This window comes from Flavobacterium cheongpyeongense, from assembly GCF_003202435.1.
Taxonomy (GTDB): domain Bacteria; phylum Bacteroidota; class Bacteroidia; order Flavobacteriales; family Flavobacteriaceae; genus Flavobacterium; species Flavobacterium cheongpyeongense.
The window spans coordinates 1-12,230 of record NZ_QJHK01000012.1; the positions used below are offsets into that span (position 1 = coordinate 1).

The window sequence follows — 12,230 nt, forward strand, 5'->3', positions numbered from 1 at the left end:
TTTTTTCAACTCAAATTCGTTTGCTTGTCACTATTTAAAAGAACGCCTGTCGCTATTGCGGGTGCAAAACTACAACCTTTATTTACATTTACAAGGGGGGTTATTATATTTTTTCCATCTTTTTTTTTAAATTACTGATATGAAAGTTTTTATAATGCATTTTTTTTTGAATCTATGTTCTATTTTTCCTGATTTTGATTGTTTTTACCGGTTTCGTCTCTAAGGCGCTTTGGCCTTCCTTCCTTTTATTCGGTTCCCGCAGAGTCGCAAAGACGCAAAGTTTCTTTCTATATTTATACAATCACGGAATATTTCTTCTGAAAAACGATGCCATAGCCCCGATAGAAACGAAAATCCTTTTGCTTTTTACTTTAAAAAGCAAAAGATTGCAGTGTATAGCGGGAATAAGCTCCTGATTATTACAAATCCCAAATCTCAATAATAAATTCCAAAAGGCTTTGTCTTTCTTATGCTGACAAAAACTCTTTACATAATAGTGTAATTTCTACTCATCATATATGCATAAAAATAAACCCGAAAGGTTTTAAAAAAACTCTCGGGTTGTAAAGCGTGAATATTATATGGTTAATCAAAACGAATAGCTTTGACTGGAGAAATCTTTGTTATGATATAAGAAGGAATTAACAACACCACAAAACAAATTACGATCGTCATTAAATTCAATAAGATTATATATACCCAATTTATATAAACGGGGGCTTGGTTGACGTAATAATTTTCAGGATTTAACTGAACAACTCCAAAATACTGTTGAATAAGCAATATTGAAATCCCAATTAGGTTTCCCCAAAAGAGCCCCCTTATTATTAGATAGAAAGCATTATACAAAAATATTTTACGAATGGCCCAATTGTTAGCGCCTAATGATTTTAGAATTCCAATCATCTGTGTGCGTTCTAAAATGAGCACTAATAAAGCAACTACCATATTTATTGTTGCCACCAAAATCATAATAGCGAGAATAACAACAATATTAAAATCAAAAAGCTGAAGCCAGTCGAAAATATAACTATATTTTTCAATTATAGTTTTCGAGTCTAAATTTGATGAAGTCTGATCGTAAATTTGATCTCCTGTAGTTTTGATATTATTGAAATCTTTTACAAAAACTTCGAATGCACCAATCTGATCAGGTGACCATTTATTAATCCTTTGAATGTGACGAATATCACCTATTAGATATGTAGCGTCGAAATTTTGAAAACCAGAATTAAAAATACCTGTGATTTTGAATCGCCGGCTATTTGGCATTTTACCTTGTTCTTCTTTAATAAAAAAGGTATTGAAACTATCTCCTATTTTCAAATTTAATCGATCTGCTAGAAATCTTGAAATTAAAACATCTTCATTTAATGATTTAGAAAAATCCGGCAGTTTCCCTTCAACTAAATACTCTTTTATATTATTCCAATCATAATCTGATCCTACACCTTTAAAAATAATTCCTTCAAAAGCTTTTTCGGTTCGAATAATTCCGGCCTTGGTGGCGATTGCCTGAATATGAGCTACCTCTGGAACCGATTTAAAATGGGGATAAAAATCCTGTTTTTTAGAAACCGGAATCAATGTTACCTCAGAATTATTATTATCATAATTTGAAATAATGATCTGACCATTGAAAGCAGATACTTTTTCACGTATTTTTTGCTGCAGACCTATTCCGGTTGCAACAGAAACCAACATCATAACAATACCAATGGCGATAGCTGAAATGGCAATTTTAATAATAGGAGCTGAAATACTGCTTTTATAATCTTTAGAAGTTATAAGTCTTTTAGCGATGAAATATTCTAAATTCAATATGAGTGTCTTATTGGTTATTAAGTCCGTTTAACTTGTCTTATTCAAAAGTACATTTAAAAAAGCAAAACAAATTGCAATAAAAAACAATTACAGATTATTTAAGTACTTATAAAGGCAGGTTCCTTTTCATTTCTTCTACAATATTATAAGCAGCGGGGCAAATTTCAACATTCTTCAGGGTAATATCAGCGATTTGATAAAATTTTTTCCGGTCAGTATGCGGGAACTCACGACAGGCTTTTGGACGCACATCATAAATCATACAATAATTTTCATTATCCAAAAAAGTACAGGGAACACTTTTTAAAACATAGTCTTTGTCCTCGTCAATTCGAAGATATTGTTCGATGAATTGCTGCGGTTTTTGCCTGAAAGATTTCGAAATTCTCTCGATGTCTGCCAAAGTAAACAAAGGTCCGGTTGTTTTACAACAATTCGCACATTGCAGACAATCCGTTTTTTTAAATTCAGCATCATGCAAATCCTGCATAACATAATCTAAATTTTTGGGCTGTTTCTTTTTAAGCTTATCAAAATACTTTTTGTTGTCGATATGCTTATCTTTGGCTAACTTATTTAAGCTATTTAAAATTTGTTTCAAGTTTATTAATTAAAGTTGACTGCAAAATTAAACAACTTTAAACTTGAAACCTTAAACTTTGAACTAAATTAGAATGAAAGATCTTTTTGGAAAAGCTATGTTTGATTTTCAAACCAATAATTCACCTGAGGATATTATCACAGAAACCTCGATTTCTGACGAAGATGAAATGAGTACAGAATATTTATTTCGTTCCTACAATGAAATGCCAAAATTAGAGCAAAAAGCTTTGCAATTAGCTTTTGGAAAAACTTTGGATGTAGGTTGCGGAGCAGGAAGCCATAGTTTATCATTACAAAACGATAGAAATTTAGATGTTATTGCGATTGATATTTCTGAAAAAGCAATCGAAACCTGTAAGCTAAGAGGGTTAAAAAACACCAGAGTTCAAAATATATTAGATTTAGAAGGAGAAAAATTCGACACTATCCTGCTTTTAATGAATGGAACGGGAATTTTTGGAAAACTTCAAAACTGCAATAAGTATTTATCTAAATTAAAATCACTGTTAAATCCAGGTGGCCAAATATTAATAGACAGTTCTGATATTATTTATATGTTTGATGAAGATGAAGATGGCGGAAAATGGATTCCTTCAGATAAAGAATATTACGGGGAACTTACTTTTACTATTTCCTATAAAGGTGAAAAAGAAGATTCTTTCGACTGGTTGTATCTGGATTACAATACACTACAAAATGCAGCGATTGCAAATGGACTAAAATGTGAGCTTATTTTAGAAGGTGAACATTATGATTATTTAGCGAAACTTACTGTCTAACATAAAAAAAGATACGATGAAAGAATTTAATTTAGAGCAATTAAAATACCCAATAGGAAAACTTGAGACGCCTGCAGAATATACTAGTAGGTACATTGCGAATAAAATTAACGAAATAGCAACTTTCCCTGAAAGACTAAAAAAAGAAACCCTCCATCTAAGCGATAAAGAACTTGACACTCCGTATCGACCAGAAGGCTGGACTGTTCGTCAGGTAATTCATCATTGCGCCGAAAGTCATATGCATTGTTATATCAGAATCAAGTGGGCTCTGACCGAAAATAACCCTCTGATAAAAGCGTACGATGAAACATTATGGTGTGAACTTCCTGATAATTTACAAATGCCAATTGAATCAACACTAAATTTATTAGATGGGCTACACTTTAGAATAGCTTATATTCTTAAAAACTTATCTAAAACTGACTTAGAGAAGTCTTTCATACATCCGGAAAATAATTCTGAGATAAAAATAAAACAAATGATCGGACTGTATGCATGGCATGGCAATCATCACCTAGCACACATAACATCATTAAAGAAATATAAAAACTGGAAATAATCCTTAAACTCTTCATTTGAAGAGTTTTTTATGGTATATTCAAATATTTATGTGTCTGAAGTGAAACACGCCATTTTGGATTGTTCATAACATAGTCAACAATAAGAGGTGTCATTTCTTCTTTTTTACTCCATTCAGGCTGAAGAAACAAAATTGCATTCTCATTTACCAAGTCTGCCTGTTCTTCAGCAAAAATAAAATCATGTTTATTGTGAATAATTACTTTTAGCTCATCCGCATTCTCATAAACGGTTTGAGTTGGTAGTTTATTCTTTTTAGGAGAAAGACAAATCCAATCCCAGGAACCAGATAAGGGATAAGCCCCTGAAGTTTCAATATGAACTTTTAAATTTTTGTCTTTTAATTTGCCAGTAAGCAAACTCATATCCCATGTTAGAGGCTCTCCACCTGTTACGACAACAGTATCAGCATAAGCTGAAGCATTTTTTACAATTAAATCGACATTTGTCGGCGGATGCAATTCTGCATTCCAGCTTTCTTTTACATCGCACCAATGGCAACCTACATCGCAACCTCCAATTCGTATAAAGTAAGCCGCTGTACCCGTATGAAATCCTTCTCCCTGGATAGTATAAAATTCTTCCATTAAAGGCAACATTGCTCCTTTATTTACTTCTAATTGTATTTCTTTTGATAACATTATTTTATTTTAAAATGCAAAGATAGTCAATTAAATACGGAACAAAAAAACCGACAGTTCATAGGCGAACTGTCGGTTTGAATATATTCTTAAAACAATTTAATTATTTTAATGCTTTTACAGATTGAGAAGCATAAGAGTTTGTTGGATCTAATGCTAACGTTTTGTTGAAATATTCAACAGCTTTCGCTTTATCGGTATTAGCATAAGCAGCACCTATTGCGTTGTAAGACTCAATTATTTTTTTCGTAGTTGCTGGTTTAGCAATCTCCTCAGCACCTTTAGCCGTCATTTTAGTCACGTACTCAGTGTAATTTTTGATAATCATATCATCCTTATCTAAAAGACTGTTAATTCTCCCTTTGTATACGTAAGCCTCATCATACGTAGGTGAAGCAACTAAAATTTTATCAAAAGTAGCGTCTGCATTCTGTAATGCAACTTTATCACGTGTTTCAGCAGTTTTGCCAGCATTACCATAATAAACAGAAATACCATAATAAACTGAATCATCAAGATAATTTTTCGATTCTGCATTATTTGCACCAAGTTGAAAAATTGCAGCAGCTTGAGTGTACTGTTTTTTTCCAAACAAAGCTTTTCCAAAATCCGCCAGCTCTTCTACAACTAGTGGCTCCAATTCGATTGCTTTTTTAATATCTGCAAAACCAGCATCAAAAGCTGCAGGATCAACAACACCTTCTGCATTTGTACCTTTTTTTATTTTGGATAAACCCAAATACAAATAATCCCTGCCAATTACTTTATTTGTTGGTACTTTTATAAAATCTTCTATGGATTTAATTGCTACATCAGCATTACCATTTTCGTAAGCGGCATATCCTAAATATCTGAAAATTCTAGGATTTACTTTATCCTCTGCAATCATTTTGTTCGCCACTTCTTCAAGTTTTTTATAATCTTTAACTAAGATTAAGAAATCCGCATGACGCATTTTAGAATCTAACGAATAGTCTGTCAGACTTAAATACTTTTCGTAATTTGTAATTGCATTTTGTAAATTCACCTTTGCAGTTGATGGCTTGTTTCTTGCCCATTTGTAATACGTTTCAGCCAACTCTCTGTAAACAGGTCCATAATTAGCATCTAAAGCAATAACTTCATTAAACGATTTAATAGCCTCATCATAAGATTTAGCCCCCTTTAACAAAACCCCCAATTGCATTTTTGCTCTTAAAAGTGTTGGATCTGCCGTAAAGGCATCACGATACGCTTTATAAGCATCATTTTGATTATTTGCACCATAGTATGCATCTCCAATTGCTAAAAGAGCTGTTGCATTTTGTGGTTCAAGAGCCAAAGCACGCTTTAGAACAGCGATAGCATTATTGTAATCAGGATTCTCAGAATTAATATATGCACGACCGATATAAATAAACTCTTCAACATCTTTACGTTTCATATCTTTTGTCGCAAGACCGAAATTAGCCTGAGCTGCTGCAGTATTTTTCTGATCAAGATCAAGTTGACCTAATCCAATATAATTTAGGTTCTTGTTATCAGATGCCTCTAAACCATTTAAATAGTAAATCTTAGCTGAGTCAACAACACTTTCATTTAAATATATATTCCCTAAAACAAAATTAGCTTCTCCATCAGAAGGTTTAGCTTTGATGATTGACTTAAGCAAAGACTTTGCTTTTTGAAATTGTTCTGCATCAATTGCTTTTTTTGCTTCTTTAATGTCTTGCGCTTTTGCTACAGAAGCTGAAGCAACTACGGCAAGACTAAAAATTTTAAATTTATTCATCTTTCTTGTAATTAATTATTCCTTATCATTTATAATTCGATTTCTAATCTGCAACTTTCTACCAGGGGTTTTAATTGGCATTAAACCTGACTTTAAAACAATACGCTGCCCAATATCTCCGGCAATAAATGACGCAAAGCCCATTCCTAATCCTGTATAACCCTGACAATTGATGATATACAATTCACGTGCCAGAGGGTATTTTTGTTCTGCTATATCATTCTGAGTTGGACTATAATAGTTGTCATCCTTTAAACCTTTAACATATAAAACATTTAAATTATGAATAATATCCTGCATTTTCGGAGAAGGCTGAGATAGCCAATTAACACCAACGACTCCAATCATGCCATCGTTTTCAGATACGAACTTTATAACTTCTTCATTTGTTTTAAATGAAAAAACACCTTCAGCAGGTATATCCTTAACTTTTGCTAAATTCTTTATGTACCGTACCGTACTAGAATTCGGGTTATCAAATACAAGACCTTTTATTTTTGGGGTTGGAATACCCTTCATAAAATCAATTACTGACTTCAACGCAATCAAAGTGTCATTATTGTTTTTGTTAGAAATAAAAGCAATGGCGTCTGTAGCGAATGGTGTGACCCTTGGTTTTATCTTCAGTTTTATAAATTTTTCTTTTTCTGCCTGAGTTAAATCCCTTGCTGTAATAACTACATTGGTTTTTTTATTCAACAGATCATTAATTAGCTCTGCCTCCGACTTAGATTTAAGTACTATTTTTGCATCATAATATGTACCTTCAAATACCGCAATCTGATCTTCAACAATCGGTCTTATTGTTTCATCAACAGTAACTTCAATTTTGCCTTTCAAAATTGTTTCCTCACCAGAATCAGTCTTACTTTTTTGATTACACATTGCAAACAACAAAATAAAAACGATTAAACCCAAAATTTTAACATTCTTTAACATGCAATTACTCGGTATTAGAATTTATTAACCTCAAAAATCGTATCGCTGAGTATACTATTAACAAGACACCAAATGCGTATCTATATAAAGGATCCATGTTTAGGGGGAGCATATCCCAAAACATAATCATTAAACCCAGTACAAGATAAATTAAAAAAAACAATATTCCTAAAACAAGAAGAAATCGCTCTTTGAGCGATTTCTTCATAATATTATCAACTATATTCTTTAACATTACTCCGCAGATTGAATTGTAATTGGCAGAGAGTAAAGTACCCTTACTTTTTTCCCATTCTGTTCTCCAGGAGTCCATTTTGGGCATTTTTTTAGTACTCTTACAGCTTCAGCTCCTGTTCCGTAACCAATATCTCTTAAAACTTTAATATCTGTTAATGAACCATCTTTTTCAACTACAAACGTAACATAAACTTTACCTTTCAAGCCTTCTTCTTCAGGAGTTCTATAGTTGTTTCCTACGAATTTGTAGAATTTTTCCATACCTCCGGGGAAATCCGGTTTTACTTCAATACCAGCTGTGTTATATACGTTGTTATCTTCTTGTACGATTTCTGCAACCGGACCTTTACCAACCGGCTCATCAACTGTTAAAACTGCATCCGGATCACCTTTAATAGTTTCAGAACCAACTTTTTTATCCTTAAGATCCACAATCTTTGGCGGATCTTCGGTAACTTCCTCAGCCTTAGCGACAACAGGCTTTACAAATTTCACCTGATCTACTTTTGGAGGTGGTGGTGGAGGTGGTGGCAAATTTGGTTTTAACTCCTCTTTTTTCTTAGGAGGTAATTTTACCGCAGTAATTTTAATATCGTTATCTACTGACTCATCATCAGATTCTGGTAAAAGACTAGCAATGAGAGGAGCAGCAACAGCTAAGCTAAATATTACAGAACCAACAATAAGGGCTCTTACTGTTGTTTTAGTATTTGATTTTCTTAGTTCGTATGCACCATATATCTTATTTCGTCCTTCGAATACGATATCAAGCCACTGATTTTTAATTATATCTAATTTCATTTTTCTTGATTATTTAAGGTATTCAACAAAATTACTGTGGTGTTTCTACAGCTGGTGTTTTATCTACCAACTTCGCTTCCTCTGGAGTAAACTCAGGCACGATAGCATAAGTATCTACTTCTGAAATCGCCATCTCATCCAAGATATCAACCAAATTACGGTAATTGGATTTTTTTGTTGGTTTAATGATCACAATTATACCCTGATCAGGCTTACCTTTTGCAGTAGAGTAAGCCAGAACATTTCTCTTCTGTTTTAACAGTTCTTTACGTATACCATCTTTACCATATCCAATATCTTTAGGTCCAACTTTTGGTGAAGCCAGTAACCCCATATAATAAACCATTTTATTATCAGCTCCTAACATCACTGTCATCGTTCGGTTTTCGTCTACCTTAGTATCATCTATTGGTGTATCATCAGTATTTTTATCTGGCAACGACAAATCCATCGATTGAGGTTTTGACAACGTTGTGGTCAACATAAAGAATGTGATTAGTAAGAAAGCCAAATCTACCATTGCCGTTAAATCGACTTTTGAGTTTTGTTTTTTACTTCTTACTTTGCCACCTTTCCCGCCACCACCGTCGCCGGTATTTAATTCAGCCATTTTAGTGTATATTTTTTAATTAAAAGTCATCTCTAGCTCTCATACCTGTAACCAGATTAAAAGAGTTGATTTTTTGATCTTGCAAAATATCCATTATTTTTCTAATAGCTGGATATTGTTCTTTTGCATCACCTTTTATAGCAATCTGCAATTCTTTATCATGAAGATCAATTGTAGCTCTTCTTGAAACCAAAAGCCATTCTTTTAGTTGATTATCTAAAGAATCTAAAGGAATACCTGGTTGGTTTGCCTTACTTCTCTCAGAAGCTTTCATATCAATAATTTGCTTCAGGTTTGCAAGTGGCACACCAAAATCATCCATCAATGAAAAATTCTCCTGATCTTTTTCTGAAAAGTTCACCCCTAATTTTGCTCCCATCCCTTCAAGAGTTTTTTTACGAATATCTCGTCCCTTGATGTCAAAAAATACCTTGCTTTTACCATCTTTACCTTTACCTATTGTAATAATAGCCAAATCTGTATCTGGTAATTTAGTTTGTGCTACAGAAGAAGGTGTATCTACAGGAAGTGCTTCCGGAACTTTGGCGGTAGCGGTCAAAATAAAGAACGTAAGCAAAAGGAACGCAACATCACACATGGCAGTCATATCTGTCGATGTTGACTTTTTTTTCATTTTTATTTTAGCCATTCTCTTTTTATTTTATTTTGATAATTAATTCTAATTATTAATTTCAAAAATTAATTATTGTTTCAAACTTCCTCTGAATTTTCTGTACGTATTTACAATTGTAGTACCAGCCTCATCGATAGAGTAAGTTAAATCATCAATTTTAGCAGTAAAGAAATTGTACGAAACAATTGCTAAGATAGAAGTAGAGATACCTGTTGCAGTATTGATAAGTGCCTCAGAGATACCTGTTGCAAGAGCAGCCTGATCCGGAGTACCAGCAGAAGCCAATGCTCCAAACGCTTTAATCATACCAGATACAGTTCCTAATAATCCTCCTAATGTTCCTAATGATACTAAAGTAGAGATGATAGTCATATTTTTCTCTAACATTGGCATTTCTAATGAAGTTGCCTCTTCAATTTCTTTGTGGATTACTTCTGCCGCTTCTTCACTATTGAATCCTTCTTTTTTAACATCCTGATATTTAATTAAAGCAGATTTAATTGCATTTGCAACTGAACCTTGTTGTTTGTCACATGAAGCAATAGCAGCCTCAATGTTTCCTTCTTTAATGCTACCTTGAACACTTTTCATAAACTTATCCAGGTTTGATTTCCCAGCTGCTTTAGAAATAACGATAAATCTTTCAATAGAAAAAACAACAACCATTAAAAACATACCTAATAATACCGGTACAATGAAACCTCCTTTATAAACTTGTCCTAATGTATTAATTGGATGACCTGTTTCTGGATTACCTCCCTCAAAGTTAGAAGAATCTCCCATAATTACTTTCCAAATAAACACCCCAACTAAAATACAAGCCACAATAATGATCCCTGTAATCATTCCTCCCCCATTCGAAGTGCTTTCTTTTTTAACTTTAACGTTTGCCATTTTTTTTTAATTTTAATAGTTTTAAATAATTTTTATTTTTAGTTATATTTAACTTGTAGGGTAGCAAATTTATACGTTTAGTTTAAATAAAAAAACTTTTTTTAATTTAATTGAAGCAAATTTAACTTGATTTTAAAAAAGTTCTCATTAAATTGCTCACATCATTTTTTTGATAAAACAAAAAATGACTTAATTTATGTAAAAATTACAACGTTTTAGTAAATATTCAAACATTCCTTGATGATCTTCTTAAAATGTTGCGAAATTATTTTTTACATTATTTTCAGTTAAAAAAGGTGCTTTTCCTGTTAAAAAAAAACAATAAATAGTAATAAAAACCTAAACAATACTCTTATAATCATCTAAATTACAAGTAAAAATGAACAAAAAAGACAGTTTCATTGAAGATATAAACAAAGGATATTCATCTAAAGGCGACTCTATTATTCTAGGAGGTGCCATTCTTGACGGAGAAGCTATAGCTGCTGCTCATGTAAAGATTCCTCTAAAAACTTTAAATCGTCACGGTCTCATTGCGGGTGCTACCGGAACAGGAAAAACAAAAACTATCCAGGTTTTTTCTGAGCAGCTTTCAAATGCCGGAATTCCTGTTTTAATGATGGACATAAAAGGGGATTTCAGCGGTATTGCAAAAGAAGGGAAAAAAGAAAATTTTATTACAGAAAGACACACTAAAATAAACATACCTTATAATCCAACATTTTTTCCGGTTGAATTAATGTCATTATCTAAACAAAATGGTGTTCGCTTGCGAGCCACAGTCTCAGAGTTTGGTCCAGTATTATTTTCAAGAATTCTTGACTTAAACGACACACAATCTGGTGTTATTGCAGTAATCTTTAAATATTGTGATGATAACAAAATGCCTTTATTAGATTTAAAAGACATCAAAAAAGTAATCAATTATATTACAGAAGAAGGTAAAGAGGAAATCGAAGAGAGCTATGGTAAAATTTCCACTTCTACTACCGGAACGATTTTGAGAAAAATCATTGAACTGGAACAACAGGGAGGCGATTTATTTTTTGGAGAATTATCTTTTGAAATTGATGATTTACTGCGAATTGATGAAAACGGAAAAGGGTATGTAAACATCATACGGTTAACGGATATTCAGGACAAACCAAAGTTGTTTTCTACATTTATGCTGAGTTTACTAGCTGAAATTTATCAGCAAATGCCTGAAAAAGGAGACGCAGAACAACCGGAACTGGTGATTTTTATTGACGAGGCACATTTAATTTTTAGCGAAGCCAGCAAAGCACTTTTAGATCAAATTGAAACTATTGTAAAACTGATTCGTTCGAAAGGTATTGGTGTTTATTTTATTACTCAAAACCCAATGGATGTTCCTAGTGGCGTCTTGGCACAATTAGGATTAAAAATTCAGCATGCCCTCAGGGCTTTTACAGCAAACGACCGTCAGGCAATTAAAAAAACGGCCGACAATTATCCAACATCCGATTATTACAAAACTGATGAACTGCTTACCAGTTTAGGAATTGGTGAAGCGTTGGTGACCGCTTTGAATGAAAAAGGAGTTCCGACACCACTTGTAGCCACTATGATGCGTGCCCCTCAAAGCCGAATGGACATTTTGACTTTTGATGAAATTGAAGAAATAAACAGCAAATCCAAATTAGTAAAAAAATATAGTGAAGAAATAGATCGTGAAAGTGCTTACGAAATTCTAAACAAAAAAATTGAAGCAGCAACTCAAGCGGCAAGCGAACAGGAAGAAAAAGACCCTGAAAAATCTTCAAAAACGGAACCGAGTACTGCAGAAGTAGTTACAAAATCTGTTCTTAAAGTCGTTACAAGCGCTACCTTTATAAGAGGTGTTTTTGGTGTTTTATCAAAAATTTTAAAGAAATAGATATCATGTCAATATCAA

Annotated in this window: 13 protein-coding genes; 3 read left to right on the forward strand and 10 right to left on the reverse strand. The window is 33.0% G+C overall.

Annotated elements, in window-relative coordinates:
- Window positions 1–585 precede the first annotated feature (585 nt).
- Window positions 586–1,821 carry an ABC transporter permease gene (locus DMB65_RS13620; protein WP_110307192.1) on the reverse strand — a complete coding sequence of 412 codons (1,236 nt, stop codon included), beginning with the start codon at window positions 1,819–1,821 and terminating at the stop codon, window positions 586–588.
- A 109-nt stretch (window positions 1,822–1,930) separates the two neighbouring features.
- Complete coding sequence (locus DMB65_RS13625) at window positions 1,931–2,425, reverse strand: YkgJ family cysteine cluster protein (protein WP_110307193.1); 495 nt, start codon at window positions 2,423–2,425, stop codon at window positions 1,931–1,933.
- A 73-nt stretch (window positions 2,426–2,498) separates the two neighbouring features.
- On the opposite strand from DMB65_RS13625, the gene DMB65_RS13630 reads away from it, so the two are divergent.
- On the forward strand, window positions 2,499–3,206 hold the full coding sequence (locus tag DMB65_RS13630; protein WP_110307194.1) for a class I SAM-dependent methyltransferase: 708 nt from the start codon (window positions 2,499–2,501) through the stop codon (window positions 3,204–3,206).
- 16 nt (window positions 3,207–3,222) lie between these two features.
- A complete protein-coding gene (locus tag DMB65_RS13635; RefSeq protein ID WP_110307195.1) occupies window positions 3,223–3,768 on the forward strand; it encodes a YfiT family bacillithiol transferase in 546 nt (181 codons plus the stop codon).
- A 28-nt stretch (window positions 3,769–3,796) separates the two neighbouring features.
- On the opposite strand, the gene DMB65_RS13640 is transcribed toward DMB65_RS13635, so the two are convergent.
- The 8 genes from DMB65_RS13640 to DMB65_RS13675 all read right to left on the reverse strand — a co-directional run bounded on the left by DMB65_RS13640 (window position 3,797) and on the right by DMB65_RS13675 (window position 10,315).
- Window positions 3,797–4,429 (reverse strand): 7-carboxy-7-deazaguanine synthase QueE, encoded by a 633-nt coding sequence (locus tag DMB65_RS13640; RefSeq protein ID WP_110307196.1) that lies wholly within the window; start codon window positions 4,427–4,429, stop codon window positions 3,797–3,799.
- Window positions 4,430–4,532: 103 nt separating this feature from the next.
- On the reverse strand, window positions 4,533–6,200 hold the full coding sequence (locus tag DMB65_RS13645; RefSeq protein ID WP_110307197.1) for a tetratricopeptide repeat protein: 1,668 nt from the start codon (window positions 6,198–6,200) through the stop codon (window positions 4,533–4,535).
- Between the two features lie 15 nt (window positions 6,201–6,215).
- Window positions 6,216–7,139 carry a PstS family phosphate ABC transporter substrate-binding protein gene (locus DMB65_RS13650; RefSeq protein ID WP_110307198.1) on the reverse strand — a complete coding sequence of 308 codons (924 nt, stop codon included), beginning with the start codon at window positions 7,137–7,139 and terminating at the stop codon, window positions 6,216–6,218.
- 4 nt (window positions 7,140–7,143) lie between these two features.
- Window positions 7,144–7,374: a hypothetical protein gene (locus DMB65_RS22445; protein WP_110307199.1), complete on the reverse strand. Its 231-nt coding sequence runs from the start codon at window positions 7,372–7,374 to the stop codon at window positions 7,144–7,146.
- Window positions 7,374–8,177, reverse strand: coding sequence for an energy transducer TonB (locus tag DMB65_RS13660; RefSeq protein ID WP_110307200.1), 804 nt, complete (start codon window positions 8,175–8,177; stop codon window positions 7,374–7,376). The genes DMB65_RS22445 and DMB65_RS13660 overlap by 1 nt, the downstream gene beginning before the upstream one ends.
- 31 nt (window positions 8,178–8,208) lie before the next feature.
- Window positions 8,209–8,787, reverse strand: a complete 579-nt coding sequence (locus DMB65_RS13665; RefSeq protein WP_110307201.1) for an ExbD/TolR family protein — start codon at window positions 8,785–8,787, stop codon at window positions 8,209–8,211.
- Window positions 8,788–8,806: 19 nt separating this feature from the next.
- Window positions 8,807–9,436 (reverse strand): ExbD/TolR family protein, encoded by a 630-nt coding sequence (locus DMB65_RS13670; RefSeq protein ID WP_110307202.1) that lies wholly within the window; start codon window positions 9,434–9,436, stop codon window positions 8,807–8,809.
- 54 nt (window positions 9,437–9,490) lie between these two features.
- Window positions 9,491–10,315: a MotA/TolQ/ExbB proton channel family protein gene (locus DMB65_RS13675; RefSeq protein WP_110307203.1), complete on the reverse strand. Its 825-nt coding sequence runs from the start codon at window positions 10,313–10,315 to the stop codon at window positions 9,491–9,493.
- Between the two features lie 379 nt (window positions 10,316–10,694).
- On the opposite strand from DMB65_RS13675, the gene DMB65_RS13680 reads away from it, so the two are divergent.
- The gene (locus DMB65_RS13680) at window positions 10,695–12,212 is read left to right on the forward strand and encodes a helicase HerA-like domain-containing protein (protein WP_110307204.1); all 1,518 of its coding nucleotides are present in this window, start codon (window positions 10,695–10,697) and stop codon (window positions 12,210–12,212) included.
- The last annotated feature ends 18 nt before the right edge of the window (window positions 12,213–12,230 follow it).

What these genes read in the sequence shown, in the direction of transcription:
- DMB65_RS13640 (WP_110307196.1), bottom strand. Translation starts at nt 4,429, where the DNA reads ATGTTATCAAAAGAAATACAATTAGAAGTAAATAAAGGAGCAATGTTG.
- DMB65_RS13650 (WP_110307198.1), bottom strand. Translation starts at nt 7,139, where the DNA reads ATGTTAAAGAATGTTAAAATTTTGGGTTTAATCGTTTTTATTTTGTTG.
- DMB65_RS13670 (WP_110307202.1), bottom strand. Translation starts at nt 9,436, where the DNA reads ATGGCTAAAATAAAAATGAAAAAAAAGTCAACATCGACAGATATGACT.
- DMB65_RS13665 (WP_110307201.1), bottom strand. Translation starts at nt 8,787, where the DNA reads ATGGCTGAATTAAATACCGGCGACGGTGGTGGCGGGAAAGGTGGCAAA.
- DMB65_RS13635 (WP_110307195.1), top strand. Translation starts at nt 3,223, where the DNA reads ATGAAAGAATTTAATTTAGAGCAATTAAAATACCCAATAGGAAAACTT.
- DMB65_RS22445 (WP_110307199.1), bottom strand. Translation starts at nt 7,374, where the DNA reads ATGTTAAAGAATATAGTTGATAATATTATGAAGAAATCGCTCAAAGAG.
- DMB65_RS13680 (WP_110307204.1), top strand. Translation starts at nt 10,695, where the DNA reads ATGAACAAAAAAGACAGTTTCATTGAAGATATAAACAAAGGATATTCA.
- DMB65_RS13660 (WP_110307200.1), bottom strand. Translation starts at nt 8,177, where the DNA reads ATGAAATTAGATATAATTAAAAATCAGTGGCTTGATATCGTATTCGAA.
- DMB65_RS13630 (WP_110307194.1), top strand. Translation starts at nt 2,499, where the DNA reads ATGAAAGATCTTTTTGGAAAAGCTATGTTTGATTTTCAAACCAATAAT.
- DMB65_RS13645 (WP_110307197.1), bottom strand. Translation starts at nt 6,200, where the DNA reads ATGAATAAATTTAAAATTTTTAGTCTTGCCGTAGTTGCTTCAGCTTCT.
- DMB65_RS13675 (WP_110307203.1), bottom strand. Translation starts at nt 10,315, where the DNA reads ATGGCAAACGTTAAAGTTAAAAAAGAAAGCACTTCGAATGGGGGAGGA.